Source organism: Blastococcus sp. SYSU DS1024, assembly GCF_054050795.1.
Map to the genome: position 1 here is coordinate 18,244 of NZ_JBJHAA010000019.1, position 17,780 is coordinate 36,023.

A 17,780-nucleotide genomic window follows, 5' to 3' on the forward strand; every position below is an offset into this window, starting at 1 on the left:
TCCTGCTGAGGAAGCTTCGCGCTGCCGTGGTGGGCGTAGCCACGGGACGACGCACTGATGGCGGCGTTGCCCTCGCCACCGGTGCCGGACCTCGGCCTCCCGCTGAGTCAGCCCCAGGCACATAGCGTCGCCGAGCGCGGAGCCCGACTCCTGCACGTCCATTCGGGAAGCCCTCCGTCATCGGGCCCGACCGGACCGTGCGTCCTTCCGGACTCTGCCGGGCGCAGCAGGAGCCTGCCCGCCCACGGCCGCTTCTCGCAGCGGCCCCACAGCTGGCTGCCCGGCTGGTCCACCGGCCGTCCAGGCGCTGCAAGCCGCAGACATCGCCGCCATGCCGACGGGCCCTTCGGAGCGCGACATCATCGACGAATTGGCGGCGGATCCTGACGACTGGATCAGCGTGCGTAACTCGGGCGTCCACCTCGGTGTCGCCCAGGTGTGGAAATCCACCGCACCTGGAAGCGGTGGCCGGTGTCGATCGACCGCAGGTTGCTCGAGGCGTCAGGTGCTGGCCTCCAGGTCGTCGAGGGTCGGACTCGTGTCGGGATCCTCAAGGGCCGCCTCAAGCAGGGAGCGTTCGTTGCGGAGCGGCAACTGGCATGGGTCGGACGCCGCGGCCCGTGATGCCGATGCGCTTCCCATCCGGTCGGCGGCCTCCCGGTCCAGGGCGGGCATGACGTGGCTGTAGATGTCCATCGTCGTGCGCATCTGGCTGTGGCCGAGCAGCTCCATGACCACTCGTGGATGCACGTTCTCGCTCAGCAGCAGCGTCGCGGCGGTGTGCCGGCCATCGTGCAGCCGGACGTGGCGGACGCCGGCCTTCTGCAGCAGCCGGGTCCAGTCGTCGTAGTCGGTCTTCTTGTCGATCGGGCGGCCGTTGGGCTGGGCGAAGACGAGGTCCTCGTCGTGCCACTCGGAGCCGGCCAGCATCCGCTCGCCGTTCTGGGCGGCCTTGTGCTCCCGCAGCGCGTCGAGCAGGGGCAGCGGCAGTGGCAGGGTGCGGTGGCTGCGGCGGGTCTTGGGTTCCTCGTAGACCAGCCCTCCGCCGCGGACACGGTGGATGCTGCGCCGCACGGTGAGGGTGCCGGCCAGCGGGTCGATTTCCTTCCACTGCAACGCCAGCGCCAGCGCCAGCGCCTGGGACTGGCGCAGGCCCAGGGCGAGCGCGACGGTCCAGCGGGCGGAGTTGCGGACGCCGGCCGCAGCGTGCAGCACGGCGCGGGCCTCGCCGAGGTCGAGGGCGGTGGCGATGTCGCTGGGGCGCTGGGCGGGTGGGTCGACGAGGGCGGCGACGTTGCGGGGAACATGGCTGCGCTGGACCGCGACCGTAAGGGCCCGGGACAGGATGCGGTGATGCCGGAGCACGGAAGCAGGGGGGTAGCCGTCGTCGAGCAGGGCCGTGTAGAGCTGGTCGAGGTGCTCCGGACACAGCCGGTCGAGGCGGTGCCGGCCGATGCCGGGGATCAGGTGCCTGCGGACGGCCGACTCGTAGCTCTCCAGCGTCCATTGTCGCACCCGGCGCGGGGCGATGGTGGTCAGCCAGTGCTCGAGCCACCAGGCGACCGTTGGGGTGGACGTCTCGACGATTGTCCCGGAGTCGCGTCTGCGCTCAAGCTCACGGACCTTCGTGACCACGACGTCGCGGCTCTTGCTGCTGACGTGCCGGCGGTCGAGCTTGCCGTCGAGCGTGAACCCGACGGAGACGTAGCCGTGCCAGCGGCCGTCGGCGCCCTTTTAGATCGTCGACTCGCCGTTCGACGCGCGTCCCGCCATCGGTCACCCCTGGGTCGTGGGCTGGAGTGTCAGTCTGGCCGAGCGGTCCGACACCAGCGGAGCGGTTGTGGACTCACGCGGCATCGGGTGACGTCGGACCAATTCGAACAGTCCGCGCTGGTCCGTGGTCCGGGCGCGGCGTAGTGCACGAGGAGCGGTGCGGGCAGCTTCCAGGCCGCGAACGTAACGTTCGAGCTCGCTGCGGGAGAGGCGGCAGCTCCGGCCGATGTGGACGGGGTGCAGGTCGCCGGCCTTCATCAGCGCGTAGACCGTCGTGCGCCCGAGGCGGAGCACCGTGGCGGTCTCCTCAGGTGTGAGCAGCAGCGGGTCGCTGGAGACCGGCTCCCGAGGTCGCTGTTCGTCGCTCATCTCGCCCTCCTCGTTGCGTAGAGCCTCGTGCGCCGGCGGCGGCCGGCGCCGCACGCCCACCTGGAGAAGGCGCCATTCCCGGCCCGTTGGTGACAGTGCCTGGCGAAGTTTCTGATCTTCTCCAGTCCCTGCTGTCCGAGTTCCTGATCACCTGGGTCCGACGTCCGTCGAGTTGCTCGGTCCACTGGCCTGTTCCGGCCCGTCTCCGGTTTCCCTCCGGATCGTGGGCGCGGGCACCCTTGGCGCAAGAGTCCCGATCCCCCCGGCCTTGGTCAACACCGATCCGGCCGTGCTGAGCGGCCAGGCGCCGCGAGCTCTACCGAAGCCTCGAAACGCAACCCTCAGCCGCTTGACACGTCATAGGAGCGACCTTTCCGGCCCCGCTGACGGCTACTGGGCCGCGGCTACGATGGCGGAAGCACCGGCATGGACTGAGAGGCTGCTCCCATGACGACAACTCGCGCCGACGACCGCATCGAGGCCCTGAAGGCACTCGCCGATCCTGTGCGGCTGGACATCCTCAATCGCATTGCCGACGCCGACGAGCTGGCGTGCACGGCGCTGGTCCGCGACATCGGCGTCGCGCCGTCGACCGTTTCCTACCACATCAAGAGCTTGCGCTCGGCGGGTTTCGTTGACGTCCGCAAGTCGGGGCGCAACTACTTCTACACGCTGCGGCCGCAGGCGCTGCGGTCCCTGAGCGACTACCTGGGGGCGATGGTCGACTGACGGGGGAATTGCCCTGGCCTTCGGTGGATGGTTCGATCCTTCTACAACTATCGAATCATCAGGGAGGCGCCATGTCCGCGCAGAATAGTCGTCGCAGCGTCGTCACTCCCGGTGCGGAGATCGCTCCGATCGGCGCGCTGCCCCCGGTGGGGGTCGTGCCCGATCGGATGTACGCCCAGGTCGTCCGTCCCGATCGCTACGGTGACCCCGCCACCGCCTTCCAGGCCGAGGTCGTGCCGACCCCGGAGATCGGTCCAGACGAGGTGCTGATCGCCGTGATGGCCGCGGGAGTCAACTACAACAACGTGTGGGCGGCGCGCGGCTACCCGGTGGACCAGGTGGCAACCCGGCAGCGTCGTGGCGAGACGGAGGACTTCCACGTGGGCGGGTCGGACGCGTCCGGCGTGGTCTACGCTGTCGGCGAGCAGGTCTCCCAGGTCGCGATCGGCGACGAGGTCGTCGTCCATCCCGGGGTCTGGGATGCGGATGACCCGTGGATCCAGGCGGGTCGAGACGCGATGATGGCACCGTCGGCGAAGATCTGGGGATACGACACCAACTACGGCGCCTTCGGTCAGTTCGCACGAGCCCAGGCACATCAGGTGATGCCCAAGGCGGAACACCTGAGTTGGGAGGCGGCGGCCGCGCCGACGCTCGTCGGCGCCACGGCGTACCGCATGCTTCTGGGGTGGGAGGGCAACACGGTCGCCGACGGTGACTTGGTGCTCGTCTGGGGCGGGTCGGGTGGTCTGGGCACCCAGGCGTCGCAGCTGGTCGCGGCGGCCGGCGGGCGGGCGGTGGCGGTCGTGTCGGACGACGAACGCGGCGAGTACGCCATGAAGCACGGCGCCACCGGCTACATCGACCGCCGCAAGTTCGATCACTGGGGCGTCCCGCCGTTGGTCGACGACACGGCGGGGCAGAAGCAGTGGACCGCCGGGGCGCGAGCCTTCGGCAAGGAGCTCTGGAACGTTGCTGGCTCCCGGGAGGACCCGGCGCTCGTGTTCGAGCACCCGGGGGCCGCCACGATCCCGACGAGCATATTCGTGTGCCGCACCGGCGGGATGGTCGTCATCTGTGCGGGCACGACAGGTTACGACGCGATGGTCGACCTGCGCTACCACTGGACCCGGCAGAAGCGATTGCAGGGCTCGCACGGCACGAACGACGAGCAGGCGTACGCGTACAACGACCTGGTGAGGTCCGGGACGATCGATCCCGTCCTCGGCAAGGTCGTTGCGTTCGCCGAGCTCGGCGCCGTCCATGCCGCGATGGGGCGCGGCGAGGACGTGTTCGGCAACGTGGCTGTCCTTCTCGGCGCGGCCGAGCCGGGGTCCGGCGTCCGGTGATGGACGGCCGGCGTTAGGTCGTCACGGTCACGGCGGGGAACAGTTCTTCGGACACGTCCAGGAACCTCCGGAGCACCGGAGAGCTGTTGTCCGTCCGCCACGCCATGATGGAATGCACGCCGTTCTCCTGACCGGCGATCGGTCGGAAGACGATGCCTTCGACCTCCATCTGCTGAACCGATGCCGGCATGACGGTGATGCCGGCCTGGGTGCTCACCAGAGCCAGGACCATGTGCGTCGGACTGGCCTCGCGAACGATCTTCGGCCGGAAGCCGGCCTCGTGGCACAGGTCCACCAGGATGTCCCGCAGGTGCGATCCGCGCCCCGGAGGAAAGGCGATGAACTTCTCCGTGGCGAGCTGGGCCGCCTCCACTTGATCCTGGTCGGCGAGCACGTGGTCGTCCGGTAGTACCACCACGAGCGGCTCGTCGTGGATCTTGCGCCATGACAGCCCTCCTGGGGCGACCCGCTGGAGGACGAACGCGATGTCGATGGAGCGATGGTGAAGCGCGGTCTGGTTCACACCGCTGAACCGCTCCCCGGCCAGGTCGATCTGGACCAGCGGATACCGGACGGCGAACTCGCGTGCGTGTCGCGACAGGAGGCGCACCGCCGTGACGCCGGTGAGTCCGACGCGGAGACGCCCGCGATCACCGGCGAGGGCCTCGAGTGCCAGGTCGCGACCCCGATTCAGGTCGGCGACCACCCGGCGTGCGTGCTCCAGGTACACCTCGCCAGGGTTCGTCAGGTGAACGGTACGGGTGGTTCGTTCGAGCAGCTCGACGCCCAGCTCGGTTTCGAGCTGCTTGATCAGGTTGCTGACGGGAGGCTGCGCCATGTGCAGCCGAGCCGCTGCTCGGCCGAAGTGCAGCTCCTCGGCGACCACGATGAACGTCTTGAGGTGCTTCACGTCGATGGCCATCGAGTATTCATATCGAGTCATGAATTGATGGGCAAGGTAGAAGGTATCAATTCATATCAGCGACGGAGATAATCTTTGGTCGCGATCACGGCGGGACGTCGCCGCGAGCCCCACCGTTGAGACAGGTGACCATGGCAGCCCAGCCCACCGCGCGCGGGGGACGGTGCGCTGCCGCACCCGGCCGGGTGAGGGCCGCCGCATCCGAGCCGGCCCCCCGGTCCGCGGGGCGGCTGCTGATCGACCCTGTGTTCGGCACCTTCCTGTTCGTCAAGCTGCTCTCGATGAGCGGCATCTGGATCCACAACGTGGTGGCCGTCGTGGTGGCCTACGAGGTGTCCGGGTCGGTCCTGCAGGTGGGTCTCGTCACCACGGCGCAGTTCGCGCCGCAGTTGGTGCTGTCGCCACTGAGTGGTGCGCTGGCCGACCGCGGGAATCGCAAGGTGCAGATAGTCGTTGGTCGCCTGGTCAGCGCGGCAGGGGCCGGCGGACTCGTCGCGTGGTACGCGGTCGTGGGGACGCCGACGATGGGCGTCCTCCTGACCTCGGCGCTCATCGTGGGGGTCGGGTTCACGATCGGCGGCCCGGCGCTCAAGGCGATCGTGCCTGCCTTGGTCCGTCCCAACGAGCTGGCCGGCGCCGTGGCCCTCGACAGCATCCCGATGGTCGTCGGCCGCACTGGCGGCCCGGTGATCGGGGTGCTCACCGCGACGCTGGCCAGTCCGGCGGCGGCGTTCGCGTTGTCGGCAACCTTCAACCTTGTCTTCGCGCTGACGGTCGCGTCGTTGAAGATCCGTGACACGAGAGCGGGGTTCGACGCCGCGGCGTCGGATCGACGGGTGCGGGCGGCCTTCCGCTACCTGCGGCGCGACCCGGCCCTCGTCGCTCTCCTGGTCGGTGTGGCGGCCGTCGGATACGGGTCCGACCCGGCGATCACCTTGGCGCCGGCGCTCGCTGAACGCATCGGGGGCGGTACCCAGCTCGTCGGCTGGTTCGCGTCGACCTTCGGTCTCGGTGCCGGCGCCGGAGTGCTGACGATCGGGTTGGCGCGCCGCTGGCTCGGGTTGGCCCGGGCCGGGACCATCGGCCTGTCCTTGATGTCCGCGGGCATCTGCGCTCTGGCCGTCGCACCTCACTGGGCTCCAGCCCTGGCGGCATTCGCGGTGGCCGGGCTGGGCTTCTCCTGGGGGATGACCAGCTTCACCACCGGGCTCCAGGTCCGCGTCCCGGATGTGCTGCGCGGCCGGGTGATGGCCTTCTGGCTGGTAGCGTTCCTCGGGGCACGACCGGTGGCCTCTTTGACAAACGGCGTCATCGCCGAGTCCACGAGCCTGGCGACCAACCTCCTGCTGGTGGCCGCGGTGCTGGTCGCCGCGGCGTACGGCTGCCGGCCCTCGCGCGTGCGGGGCTCCTAGGGGGCGGCCGCGTCGATGTCGTCGTGCCCGGCGTCGTCCTGGTGGCGGCGATCCTCGGCGAGTCCGCGGTGCACGACGTCCACGAGCCTAGGCGTCCACGAGCACGGTCGCCTCGCCGCCGAGGGACACGTAGGTGGACCCTTCATGTGTGAGGGTGGTCGCCTGCTCGGGCGACGTGAGGTGTACGGCTGCCGGCGATGCCACCCCGCCGTCGCCGCAGCCAGGACTTGGGCGTATGCGCTTGAGCCTCAGGCTCCAGACGTCCCCGGGGACTCTCCGCGACACTGACAGGCCCATGGTCCGAGCAGGAAGACGTTCACGCCGTCGACCTCTGCGATCGCGCCGCGTTGCTCAGGGCCTCACGCGCTCGATCTGGACCGTCAGGGCGACGCCGCCGTCCTGGGCGCGCTGTAGCTGGTGGGATCGTCGGGGGGCATAGCTGCTGTGGGCGCGGCGGAGGGCGACGCCCCGATTGCCGCGCGGCGGTACGTGGTCAGCTCGGTCAGCTCCGCAGCAGCGTGGCGATTGCGGGCCTGCGAACCTCGCTGATCATCGCGGCCATCGTCTGGCTGCGCGCCACCAGGTCGGCGCGCAGGCCGCCCGGCGGGGCTCTCACGCCTTCGCGGTCTTCGGCCGGGGCTCGTAGATGGCGGTGTGCGTGATGGTCGCGACGAGCTCGTCGTCGGCGGTCAGGACGAGGTCGAGCTCGACGAACTTGTGTCCGGAGCGTTCGTACTGCTTCGAGACGACGCCACGGCAGCTGAGCCGTGCCCCGTGGTGGATGAGACCGTAGTTCTGCACCGTGCTCGACGCATGGATCCACGGACCCAGCACGACGTTGGTGGCGAGCACTCGGTTGGCCAGGCGGAGCACCCAGCCCGGGTGGGCGATCTGCTTCTCGGCGTAGATCGGCACGACCTCTCGGACGTTCTCGAGGTAGTCCGCAGCGAGGTCATCGGGGAACTCGGTCGTGAACTCGCCCATCGCGCGGCCCTCGGGCAGGCTCTCCGGTGAGGCCGGCAGCGGATTCGCGGGCACCTGGACCACCGGATACCGCGCGAGGTCCGGTGCCGGCGGTGCCTCCGCGGGCAGGCTCGCCGTGGCCGAGGCCACCAGTTCGCCGGACTGGTCGAGAACTCGGCACTCACCGGTCTGCTCGTCGAAGTCGACCGTGACCGTGTCCCCGTCGTAGGTGGGCAGCCGGTAGCGCGCCGTGATCGCGCCCCGCTCAAGCCAGTCGAGACCCCAGGTCTGGGCCGGGCCCCATGTGAGGTATGCGTGCACGCTGACTCCCGGGACGAGCCCTCCTGCAAACCCGTAGGTCTTGGCCACGGTGTCGTCATGCATTTTGTTGGGTGAAGCGGTCGCACTGTTGTAGGCGACGAGCTGGCGGCTGATCATGCGGCGAGTCAAGCAGCGCACCATTCGACGCGCAAGCATTCATCGAAGTATCGCTCGCGCCTGTGGCGCGTCGCCCGGACGGCCGCGGCGGATCGTGCACGCAGTACAACTCGTGATCGGTCAGGCCAGTTCGCGATGACTTCCGGCGGTGCGCTCAACCGACGGGCCACCGTCTGGTGCGGCCGGCACAACAGTGGCCGTTGACACCTTGCGGCGGCCGGTCCTTGACTGGGCGGGCCGGCGGCAGGCCTGCGGCCGGCGTCGCCTACTCGGAGGCCATCATGACGGTCGAGATTCCTGTCGTCGCTCGCAACACCAATCCTGAGTCCGCCAATCCCATCCACACCGAAGCCGCCCGGGAGCACGGCTTCCGGGGAGGCATCGTCCCGGGCGTGACGCTCTACGCCTACCTGGTCAGGGTGGGCATAGAGCAGTGGGGGCACGACTGGCTCGGTCAGGGGCAGATCGTGACCGCCTTCCGCCGCCCGGTCTACGACGGCGACAAGCTGCTCATGCGCGGGACTCCGTCGCAGGACTCGTCGGACGCACTCGAGCTATCGATCGTCAACGAGGATGACGACGTCTGCGTCACCGGTACGGCTCGACGCCGCCGCGACGAGCTCGAGCCGGACCTGGCGAGCTATCCGTCGATGCCGGAGTACGACCAGGAGCCCGAGGTGGGCACACCGGCCGCCCTGGCGGCCTTCGTCGAGTCCGGAGGACGTCTGCCCGACTACCGCCTAGACACGTCGCAGGAGGAGGTTGCGCACTACCTCGGTCTGATCGAGGAGACAGATCCGGTCTACGAGCGGGTCATCCACCCGGCGCTCGTCGCACGGTCGTCGGCCTTCAGCGGCAAGACGCGGTTCGCGTGGCCAGGCGCCCGTGTCCACACCTCCGTGCAGACACGTTTTCTGGTCGCTCCCAGCACGACGTCGACACTCACAGCCCGCGACGTGATCACGAAGGTGTGGGAGCGTCGTGGCAGCTCCTACCTGCGCAAGGACATGCTCATCGTCGATGAACGCGACGTGCCGGTCATGCAGATCGACAGCGAGTCCATCTTCCATCTCGGCAGCGCCTGATCCAGGCGTCACGAGTGTCAGGAAGGAATCTGCGACAGGGGCGTCAACGCCAGCTCGAGCAGCAGTCGATCGCGTGTGCGTGCTACACCCGGTCAGCGCCTCGAGTTGGCGGATGCGGTAGGTCACGGTGTTTCGGCGGCAGTAGAGCTGCTCGGCGGCACGGGTGGGCGAGCAGTCGTTCTGCAGGAGGGCCCTGAGGGTCTCGAGCAACCGGTGACGCCGAGTGCGGGACGCCGATGCGTCCGGCGGTGAGTCTTCGCATGAGTGCCACCACCTGTTCCTCCTTCGACCCCTCGAGCGAGCCGAGGTCGAACGTCGGCGTCGCTCCGTGCGACCAGCAGGAGACGGCTCCCGTCCGCTCCGGGGTCTTCTCGACGGCTGGGAGTGGCTCGGCGCCCGGGGGGCGGACTCGGCCACGACGCACGGCAGGGGGATGCCGAGCGCCTCGAAGGCGCACTGGGCGAAGGCGGGGTCGCTCCCTCGGCCCTCCCGCAGCCCCGCCAGGTAGTCCTGTTGTGCTCGCCGGCGCCCAGTCTCACGCGACAGCCGCACGGCGCGGCGCCGCAGGTCCGCGAGTCCGGCCATGGTGAGGATGCCGCGCTCTCCGTGCTGCCGCGTACTGGCCGGGCCTCGGCGCGCAGCTCAGGGCCGGCGCGTGTAGTCCTCACCTCGCTCGCGCAGCAGCCGTGAGCTGATCCGGCCAGCGATGGCGTCGGAGTGCCCGAGAAGCCCGGCCCACACCGTCGCCTAACGGTCGCTGCCATGTCGCGAGATCGAACGTGGCAGGGCGGAAGCATCAGGCGGAGGCCGGCACGATGCTGACGCCGACGCGCGTGCTGATCAGGGCGAACATCATGATGGCGGCATCCGTCGCGCCGTCGTGGAGCGCTTCCTCCTGCTCGCCGCTGAGCCGCTCTCGGGCCAGCTCGATTCGGATGTCGGGGTACGCGTGCCTGAACGGCACGGCGGTCCGTGACGGCGGGCGGGCCGACGTGGCTCCGCTGAGCCCGATGGTGATCTTGCCGTGCGCACTGCGCCGAGCTCGGCCTCGAGTCGCTTGATCGACGTTGCTCACGGTTGCTGCGTCATGTGATGTCGCTCGGCGGCCCGTGGGAGGTGCAGCTCGTCCGCTATGACGACGAAGACCCGGAGTTCCTCCAGCTCCGTCACGAGTCCCCACTCTTCCATGTGACGGTATCAATACGGGCGGGATTCCATATTGGTTTCATATGAGCACTGGAAGTAGTGTCCCAGATCACTCCAGATCACCCCAGATCTTCACGAGATGGGAATCCCGACGTGCGCGGATCGCGAAGCTCCACCCCTGCCGCTTCCGGGCGGCAGTCGGAAAGGTCGGGTCGATGATCGACAAGTTCCTGCGGCCCGCAGCGACCAGCGACGGTGAGCCACCCGAGGCCGTAGCCGCGGGTCGTGCCGCCATCACGATCGGAACCCACCATGCCTGAGGCCACCTTGGCTGGCGTACGCGTCGTCGACTGCTCTGACACCGTCGCCGGTCAGTTCGCCACCCGTCTCCTCGCGGACTACGGGGCGGATGTCGTGCTCGTCGAACCGGCGGGGGGGTCCCCACTGCGCCAGCGCGGCCCGTTCGTCCGTGGTGACGACGGTGAGATGCATTCCCTGCTCTTCGAGCACCTCAACGGTGGCAAAGCCTCCAGCCTCGTGCCCGACGGGTCATCGATCGACGCCGAGCTCGTGCGCCTGGCGGCGACGGCCGACGTCATGGTCGTCTCTCGGCCGGAGCTGGCCGAGGCCGTCGGCGCCGATACCGGTGCTCCGGTCGTGGTCGTGATCACCGATTTCGCCGCCACCGGACCTTACGCCGACTGGCAGGGCTCGGAACTGATCCACCAGGCGCTGTCCGGTTCCATGTACATGACGGGGCTCAAGGATCGCGAGCCGTTGTACGGCGTCGGTGAGCGGGCCTCCTACGCCGCCGGGCTCGACGCATACATCGCGATCACCGCCGCGCTGCACCAGCGGATCGATCGTGGTGAGTCGTGTCGGCGCATCGACATCAGCATCCACGAGGCCGCTGCGGCCATGGAGCAGAACTTCTCGACGCAGTGGGCCTACAACGGGACGGTGCCCGTCCGGGACGAGGGCACGCGGCCGAAGGGCCGAGCGCAGTGCTCTGACGGGTGGGTCGTCTACTTCGTGCGTCAGGGTCCCGGACAGTGGGCCCAGTTCTGCGAGGTGTTCCAGGTGCCGGAGCTCGCGGACGATCCGCGGTTCAGTACGTGGGGCGCCCTCGTCAGCAACTGGCCGATCGCCTCGGCACTGATCGATCAGCAGACGCGTTCCCTGACGGTCGAGGAGGTTGCCGACGCCGCCTACCGGGCGAAGCTCGTGCTGGCGCCTGTGCGGGACCTCGCGGCGCTCTACACCGAGAAGCACCTGAGAAGCCGTGACTTCTGGCGCACCGTCTCCGGGGCGAGCGGCGACCGGGTCGCGCTGGGACCGGTCTTCTCCGGCACACGCTCAATCGCCGACCGTGACCGGCCGGCCCCCAGCGCGGGTGGCGGTGAAGCCGGGACCACGCCAGCCAGGCCGGCCGTGCCGCGCCCGATCGGCGCTCGTCCGTCCTCCCGACCGTTGGAGGGCGTGCGTGTGCTCGATCTCGGTACGGCATGGGCCGGTCCGATGGCGTCCCGGTTCCTGGCTCTGCTCGGCGCCGACGTCATCAAGCTCGAGGGGCCGAATCGCGTTGACGGCTGGCGCGGTGAACTCAAGGACTCCCCGACCGTCCGCAACTACCCCGACCTCGACGGTGGCGCCCATCCGTACAACCGTCATGCGTGGTTCAACACGCAGAATCACGGCAAGCGATCCGTCGTCTTGGACATCAAGCAGCCGCAGGGCCTGCAGATCGCTCAGGACATCGCGCGTGAGTGCGATGTCGTCGTGGCGAACTGGAGCCCGGGTGCGCTCGACCGAGCGGGGCTCGGCTACGAGACGTTGCGCAAGGTCAACCCGAACATCGTCGTCGTCGAGATGCCGGCCCTCGGCAGCACCGGGCCCTTGGCCGACCAGCGTGGCCTCGGACCGACGATGGAGGCCATGGCCGGCATCGCCGGACTCATCGGGTACCCGGGCGGCGCCCCTCTCGGGTCGGGCACCGCCTACCTGGACCCGGTTGGGGCTCTGCACGGGGCGGCTGCCGTGCTCACCGCGCTGCTGCATCGTGATCGGCACCGTGGCGGCCAGCACGTCGAGGTGGCGCAGCGTGAGGCGGCCATGCACTGGATCGGCGAGCACATCCTCGACTCCATCGAGAACGAGACATCGCAACGGCTCGTCGGCAACGCCGTTCCCTTCGCGTCACCGCACGGTGCCTTCCGTGCCCGGGGCGAGGACTCCTGGATCGCCATCGGGGTGGAGACCGACGAGCAGTGGCACCAGCTGTGCCGGGTCCTGGACTCCGAGGAACTGGCAAACGACCCCGCGTTCGCCACGGCGAGCCGGCGCATCGAGAATCGCGAGCAGTTGGAGACCCGGCTGCACGAGTTCACGCGGACGCACCAGCGCGCGACCTTGGCCACCCGCCTTCAGGGTGCGGGCGTCCCGTCGGCCCCCGTCCACACCGGTGCCGACCTCCACGCCGACGAGCAGCTTCGTGCCACGCGATGGTTCGCGCGCCTGCGGCACCCCGAGGCCGGTGAGCACGACTACCCGGGCCTGGCTCTGGTGCTCGATGGAGAACGGCTGCAGCCCACGTCCTGCTCGCCCACGTTCGGGCAACACACCGATGAGGTGCTCCGCGAGCTGCTGTGCTTGCCCGATGACGTGATCCGACAGCTGTATGACAGCGGTGTGACCACCCAGCACCCCTTGGAAGTGTGAACCATGACCGACACCGATCAGCCGATGGACGCGGCGTCGTCGCTGCTGGACATCCGCGACCTGACCGTCCACCTGCCCGGCCCGCACGGGACCGAGAACCAGATCCTGGACAAGGTCAACATGCGATTCGCGGCCCGCACGACCTCGGGCATCATCGGGGAGAGCGGAAGCGGGAAGTCCATGACGGCACTCGCTGTCCTCGGCCTGCTGCCGAAGCACGCGCGGGTCGAGGGTCAGATCCTCTTCGACGGCGTCGATCTGCTGAAGCTGGCGCCGCACGACCTGAGGCCGGTCCGCGGCAAGCAGATCAGCATGATCTTCCAGGAGCCCATGACGTCGCTGGACGCGGTCTTCACGATCGGCTACCAGATCAGCCAGGTGTATCGAGAGCACTTCGAGGCCAGTCGCGAAGAGGCCAAGGAAGAGACCATCGCCATGCTGGATGCCGTCGGCATCCCCGACCCGCGACGACGTTTCGGGGAGTATCCGCACCAGCTCTCCGGTGGCATGCGGCAGCGGGCCATGATCGCCATGGCGCTCATCTGCCGGCCCCGACTGCTGATCGCCGACGAGCCGACCACGGCACTCGACATCACCATCCAGGCGCAGATACTCGACCTGCTCCAGCAGCTGAGTGACGACACCTCGACCGCGATCGTCCTGATCAGCCACGACATCGGGGTGGTGTCGGAGGTCTGCAGCTGGGTCGACGTCATGTATGCCGGCCAGGTGGTCGAGTCCCGTTCCACCGACAACCTCCTCGAGCGTCCGGCACACCCGTACACGTCCGGTCTGATGTGGGCCGTGCCGCGTATCGAGACGCGAGGCCAGGAGCTCTACTCCATCCCGGGCCGGGTGCCGCGTCCTGGCGAGATGCCGCGCGGGTGCCGGTTCAGCCCCCGCTGTTCGCACGTGCGCGCGTCATGCGTCGAGCGTGCTCAGGTCCTGACGCGAGTGTCGTTCGACGGTGCGGCGCACCTCGCGCGGTGCGAACGCGCCGACGAGCTCGAGCTCCCCGGGATCGACGACCCGTCTCCCGTCCAGGGTGCCGACAAGGCGGTGGCCCGATGAGCGGCCAGCCGCTTGATCGAGAGCCAATCGGCGCGTTCTCGGGAGTCGAAGCGGGCCCGGAAGGCCAGAAGAGGGTGGTGCACCAGTGACCGGGGAAGCGATCGGCGAGAACTTCGCGGAGCCACTCCTGACAACCGAGGGACTGAAGGTCCAGTTCGGTGGCCGATGGGGACAGGCAGCGGTCCGTGCGGTGGACGGGGTCGACCTCAGGATCGACCGCGGTCGCACCGTGGGTCTGATCGGCGAGTCCGGCTCCGGAAAGACGACGCTCGGACGTGCCGTGCTGGGGCTCGTCAAGCCCCACTCCGGCCGTGTCCTCCTCGAAGGCCAGAACGTCTGGTCGCAACCGCGACGTCAGCAGCGGGCCGCCCGAACCAAGATCCAGGTGGTCTTCCAGGACCCCAGTGAGGCGCTCGACCCGACCATGACCGTGGCGGCGAGCATCCGCGAGCCCCTGCGGATCCGGGACGGCAGGAAGCAGCCGGCGCACGACCGCCGGGTCGACGAGGTGCTCGAGCTCGTCGGCCTCGGTCCCGAGCACCGCGACCGTCGGCCGCACGAGCTGTCCGGCGGTCAGAAGCAGCGGGTCAACATCGGCCGCGCCCTCGTGCTGGATCCCGACCTGATCGTCTGCGACGAGGTGGTCTCAGCGCTCGACGTGTCGATCCAGGCCGACATCCTCAACCTCTTCGCGCAGTTCAGGCGCGAACGCGGGTTGGCCTACCTGTTCATCTCGCACGACCTCAGCGTCGTGGCGCACATCGCCGACGAGGTGGCGGTGATGTACCTCGGGGTCGTCGTCGAGTCCGGACCGGTCGAGGCAGTGATCGACGCACCGCGGCACCCCTACACGCGGGCGCTCATCGCGGCCCAGCCGAGGGCCATGACCAGGGCCAAGCGCGGTCCGCGCCCGGCGCCGTTGCAGGGGGACATCCCTAGCCCGGCGGACCCTCCGTCGGGATGCCGGTTCCGCACCCGCTGCCCTTTCGCGGTCGAGCGGTGCGCCGTGGAGATCCCCCCATATCGGGAGGAGCGGGCAAGACACTTCGTCGCCTGCCACTTCTCCGAGGAGATCGCCCGGGGCGAGCTCGAACCACGTGATGGGCGCCTGGTCCCGGCCGGGGGACCCATCAACCACCCACAAGAAGGAGTATGAGGATGAGTGCAATTCACACTGCCGGACGGGCGCCAGTCGCCTCCGGTCGGCGCCGTCGCCGGACGGCTGCCCTGGCCTCGCTCGTCGGCGTCGCATTGGTCGCGACGGCGTGCGGCTCCGGCTCCGGCTCCGGCTCCGGCTCCGCCTCCGGTGGCGATGGCGAGCCGGTCGACGGAGGGGTGCTGCGGGTGGCTCACAACAGCAACCCGACCTCGTACGACCCTCAGCTGGGCACGAGCGGCTTCGACCACTACCTGCTCTACCCGATGTACGACCGCCTGGTGAACTTCGACTACGACACCCTCGAACCGATGCCGGGGCTGGCGGAGTCGTGGGAGTACACAAGTCCGACTGAGCTGGTGTTCACGCTTCGAGAGGGTGCCACGTTCCACGACGGGACCCCGGTCAACGCCTCGGCGGTCAAGTACACGATCGACCGCGGCATCAACAACCCCAACTCCTCGGTGACGGGTGACCTCGCCAGCGTCGACACCGTCGAGGCCGTGGACGACACGACGGTCAAGCTGACGCTCAACCGGCCGGACACTGCTCTGCCGCTGATCCTCAGCGACCGCGCCGGCATGATCGTGTCCGAGGAGGCTGCCAGGGCGAATGGCGACGACCTGAGTGACAACCCGGTCGGCGCCGGCCCGTTCAAGTTCGTGTCGCTCGTGCCGGCGGAGTCCCTGGAGGTCGAGCGCTTCGACGACTACTGGGGCGAGTCGGCGCATCTCGACGGCATCCGGTTCAGGATCTACAAGGACGCCGGAACGTCGTCGACGACGCTGCTGTCCGGACAGTCGGACTTCCTCAACGAGGTCCAGATCCCCGACCTCGACCGGCTCGAGGCGAGTGACTCGGTGGAGGTCGCCATCGGGCAGACCCTGGCGGTGAACCAGTGCAAGTTCAACCTCGCCGAGGGCCCGCTCACGGACCCGAAGGTTCGCGAGGCCCTCAACCTGGCCACGGACCGCGAGGCCATGAACGAGGTGCTCAACCGCGGCTACGGTGAGCCGACCTCCGTCGCGCTCCCCTCGAGCCACTGGGCCCATCCGACCGGCCACGACTACGACTACGACCCGGATGCCGCTCGACAGCTGCTGGCCGATGCCGGCTACGAGGACGACCTGACGCTGACCGCAGTCATCTCGGCGAGCAGCCAGTCGCCGAAGATGGTCGAGATCATGCAGGCCCAGTTCGCCGAGGTCGGCGTGACGCTCGAGGGGCAGGTTCAGGACTACGCACAGGCGTCGGAGGCGTTCCGCGAGCGGGGCGAGTACGACATGTTCTGTGTCGGTTGGAGCGGCCGTCCTGATCCGTACCAGACGTTCCATGCGACGTACGCCGGCGAGTCGCCGTACTCCGTGGGATACGACTCGCCGGACGACGTGGACGCGGCAATCGCCGCCACGATCGTGGACCAGGACACCGAGGCTCGCACGGAGGCGTTCCAGTCGGCTTCCGCGCTCGCCCAGGGTGAGTACCACCTGCACTACTTCGTGGCGTTCCGCCCGGGGATCCAGGCGTACTCGACCAAGGTCCACGGCTACGAGGGCAACCTGTACGGCAAGCCCATCCTCAACCAGGACGTCTGGATGGAGCAGTAGCCGACGTCGGTCCGGCGGCCGACCCGGCCGCCGGACCGACCCGGCGACCTGCTCCACCCCTCTTCGGACAGGAAAGTCGCAGATGATCGCAGTACTGGCACGACGCACGGGCGCCGTCCTCGCGACCGTGGTGCTGGCCTCGATCGCCGTCTTCATGCTGATGGCGCTGGTGCCCGGCGACGCCGCGGCCGTGCTGGCCGGCGAGGACGCGTCGGTCGAACGCATCGAGGAGTTGCGTGAGGAGCTCGGCCTCAACGAGCCGTTGCCCGTCCGCTACCTCGACTGGGCAGGCGGGGTTCTGCAGGGGGACCTCGGCACGTCGATCCTCACGCGCGAGCCGGTGATGGACAGCATCCTGCGCACGCTTCCCCGCACGATGGAGCTGGTCGCGGCCGGACTGCTGGTGGCTGTGGCACTCGGCGTCCCGATGGGCATCCTGGCTGCGGTCAAGGCTCGGTCGAGGATCGACGACGGCGCCCGGTTGATCGCAACCCTGGGTCTGGCCGTGCCCAACTTCTGGCTTGGCATCGTGCTCGTGGCGATCTTTGCGCTGGGACTCGGCTGGCTCCCCGCCACGGGATTCGTCAGCGTCACGGAGGACCCGCTGCTGGCGCTGCAGCACCTCGCCCTTCCAGCGCTGGCCATCGGGTTGTCGGGCATGTCCGCCATCATGCGGCAGACCCGGAGCGCGATGCTCGAGACGATGAGCACCGACTACGTGCGGACGCTGCGGGCCATGGGACTCAAGGAGCGCGTGGTGCTCGGACAGCACGCCTTGCGCAACGCGTCGATCCCCGTGGTCACCATCGTGGGACTCGACATCAACCGGGCGGTGGGAGCAGCGGTGGTGATCGAGGCGGTCTTCGGGGTGGCCGGGCTCGGCACGTTGGTGGTCCAGGGTGTGACAAGTCGCGACTTCCCCGTGGTGCAAGGAGTCATCCTCACCGTGGTGCTGCTCATCGTCATCACCAACTTCATCGTCGACGTCATCTACACGATGCTCGACCCGCGCATGAAGGAGGTGCCGGCGTGAGCCGTCGAC

General features: G+C 68.9%; 14 protein-coding genes and 1 pseudogene. 9 read left to right on the forward strand and 6 right to left on the reverse strand.

Translation table 11 applies throughout. From position 1 onward, the window contains the following. Positions 1–501: 501 nt before the first annotated feature. Complete coding sequence (locus ACI79S_RS16135) at positions 502–1,635, reverse strand: tyrosine-type recombinase/integrase (protein ID WP_456594459.1); 1,134 nt, start codon at positions 1,633–1,635, stop codon at positions 502–504. A gap of 141 nt (positions 1,636–1,776) precedes the next feature. Beyond that, positions 1,777–2,142, reverse strand: a complete 366-nt coding sequence (locus ACI79S_RS16140; RefSeq protein WP_456594460.1) for a helix-turn-helix domain-containing protein — start codon at positions 2,140–2,142, stop codon at positions 1,777–1,779. 447 nt (positions 2,143–2,589) lie between these two features. On the opposite strand from ACI79S_RS16140, the gene ACI79S_RS16145 reads away from it, so the two are divergent. Both ACI79S_RS16145 and ccrA read left to right on the forward strand, forming a co-directional pair. Next, positions 2,590–2,871 (forward strand): ArsR/SmtB family transcription factor, encoded by a 282-nt coding sequence (locus tag ACI79S_RS16145; RefSeq protein WP_456594461.1) that lies wholly within the window; start codon positions 2,590–2,592, stop codon positions 2,869–2,871. A gap of 23 nt (positions 2,872–2,894) precedes the next feature. Then, complete coding sequence (ccrA, locus tag ACI79S_RS16150; protein WP_456594462.1) at positions 2,895–4,220, forward strand: crotonyl-CoA carboxylase/reductase; 1,326 nt, start codon at positions 2,895–2,897, stop codon at positions 4,218–4,220. Positions 4,221–4,233: 13 nt separating this feature from the next. Here the strand turns inward: ccrA and ACI79S_RS16155 are convergent, their stop codons facing one another. Further along, on the reverse strand, positions 4,234–5,142 hold the full coding sequence (locus tag ACI79S_RS16155; protein ID WP_456594463.1) for a LysR substrate-binding domain-containing protein: 909 nt from the start codon (positions 5,140–5,142) through the stop codon (positions 4,234–4,236). Positions 5,143–5,387: 245 nt separating this feature from the next. Between ACI79S_RS16155 and ACI79S_RS16160 the strand changes: the two genes are divergently transcribed. Beyond that, positions 5,388–6,554 (forward strand): MFS transporter, encoded by a 1,167-nt coding sequence (locus ACI79S_RS16160; RefSeq protein WP_456594464.1) that lies wholly within the window; start codon positions 5,388–5,390, stop codon positions 6,552–6,554. Between the two features lie 612 nt (positions 6,555–7,166). Here ACI79S_RS16160 and ACI79S_RS16165 read toward each other — a convergent pair. Beyond that, positions 7,167–7,955 carry a hypothetical protein gene (locus tag ACI79S_RS16165; protein WP_456594465.1) on the reverse strand — a complete coding sequence of 263 codons (789 nt, stop codon included), beginning with the start codon at positions 7,953–7,955 and terminating at the stop codon, positions 7,167–7,169. A 281-nt stretch (positions 7,956–8,236) separates the two neighbouring features. Between ACI79S_RS16165 and ACI79S_RS16170 the strand changes: the two genes are divergently transcribed. Next, the gene (locus tag ACI79S_RS16170; RefSeq protein ID WP_456594507.1) at positions 8,237–9,040 is read left to right on the forward strand and encodes a hypothetical protein; all 804 of its coding nucleotides are present in this window, start codon (positions 8,237–8,239) and stop codon (positions 9,038–9,040) included. A 69-nt stretch (positions 9,041–9,109) separates the two neighbouring features. Here the strand turns inward: ACI79S_RS16170 and ACI79S_RS16175 are convergent. Together ACI79S_RS16175 and ACI79S_RS16180 are read right to left on the reverse strand one after the other, a co-directional pair. Then, positions 9,110–9,625, reverse strand: a pseudogene (locus ACI79S_RS16175) (helix-turn-helix domain-containing protein); the annotation flags it as partial. Positions 9,626–9,836: 211 nt separating this feature from the next. After that, a complete protein-coding gene (locus tag ACI79S_RS16180; RefSeq protein ID WP_456594466.1) occupies positions 9,837–10,115 on the reverse strand; it encodes a hypothetical protein in 279 nt (92 codons plus the stop codon). A 383-nt stretch (positions 10,116–10,498) separates the two neighbouring features. Between ACI79S_RS16180 and ACI79S_RS16185 the strand changes: the two genes are divergently transcribed. The 5 genes from ACI79S_RS16185 to ACI79S_RS16205 all read left to right on the forward strand — a co-directional run bounded on the left by ACI79S_RS16185 (position 10,499) and on the right by ACI79S_RS16205 (position 17,771). After that, entirely contained in the window at positions 10,499–12,904 is a 2,406-nt protein-coding gene (locus ACI79S_RS16185; protein WP_456594467.1) for a CoA transferase, read from the forward strand. 3 nt (positions 12,905–12,907) lie between these two features. Beyond that, positions 12,908–13,975: an ABC transporter ATP-binding protein gene (locus ACI79S_RS16190; RefSeq protein ID WP_456594468.1), complete on the forward strand. Its 1,068-nt coding sequence runs from the start codon at positions 12,908–12,910 to the stop codon at positions 13,973–13,975. A gap of 85 nt (positions 13,976–14,060) precedes the next feature. Then, positions 14,061–15,131 carry an ABC transporter ATP-binding protein gene (locus ACI79S_RS16195; RefSeq protein WP_456594469.1) on the forward strand — a complete coding sequence of 357 codons (1,071 nt, stop codon included), beginning with the start codon at positions 14,061–14,063 and terminating at the stop codon, positions 15,129–15,131. A 188-nt stretch (positions 15,132–15,319) separates the two neighbouring features. After that, positions 15,320–16,738, forward strand: a complete 1,419-nt coding sequence (locus ACI79S_RS16200; protein ID WP_456594470.1) for an ABC transporter substrate-binding protein — start codon at positions 15,320–15,322, stop codon at positions 16,736–16,738. 82 nt (positions 16,739–16,820) lie between these two features. After that, the gene (locus tag ACI79S_RS16205) at positions 16,821–17,771 is read left to right on the forward strand and encodes an ABC transporter permease (protein ID WP_456594471.1); all 951 of its coding nucleotides are present in this window, start codon (positions 16,821–16,823) and stop codon (positions 17,769–17,771) included. Positions 17,772–17,780: the final 9 nt, after the last annotated feature.

Excerpts from the sequence above, each read along its gene's own strand:
- ACI79S_RS16185 (WP_456594467.1), top strand. The coding sequence starts at position 10,499 with ATGCCTGAGGCCACCTTGGCTGGCGTACGCGTCGTCGACTGCTCTGAC.
- ACI79S_RS16170 (WP_456594507.1), top strand. The coding sequence starts at position 8,237 with ATGACGGTCGAGATTCCTGTCGTCGCTCGCAACACCAATCCTGAGTCC.
- ACI79S_RS16155 (WP_456594463.1), bottom strand. The coding sequence starts at position 5,142 with ATGGCCATCGACGTGAAGCACCTCAAGACGTTCATCGTGGTCGCCGAG.
- ACI79S_RS16145 (WP_456594461.1), top strand. The coding sequence starts at position 2,590 with ATGACGACAACTCGCGCCGACGACCGCATCGAGGCCCTGAAGGCACTC.
- ACI79S_RS16165 (WP_456594465.1), bottom strand. The coding sequence starts at position 7,955 with ATGATCAGCCGCCAGCTCGTCGCCTACAACAGTGCGACCGCTTCACCC.
- ACI79S_RS16205 (WP_456594471.1), top strand. The coding sequence starts at position 16,821 with ATGATCGCAGTACTGGCACGACGCACGGGCGCCGTCCTCGCGACCGTG.
- ACI79S_RS16140 (WP_456594460.1), bottom strand. The coding sequence starts at position 2,142 with ATGAGCGACGAACAGCGACCTCGGGAGCCGGTCTCCAGCGACCCGCTG.
- ACI79S_RS16190 (WP_456594468.1), top strand. The coding sequence starts at position 12,908 with ATGACCGACACCGATCAGCCGATGGACGCGGCGTCGTCGCTGCTGGAC.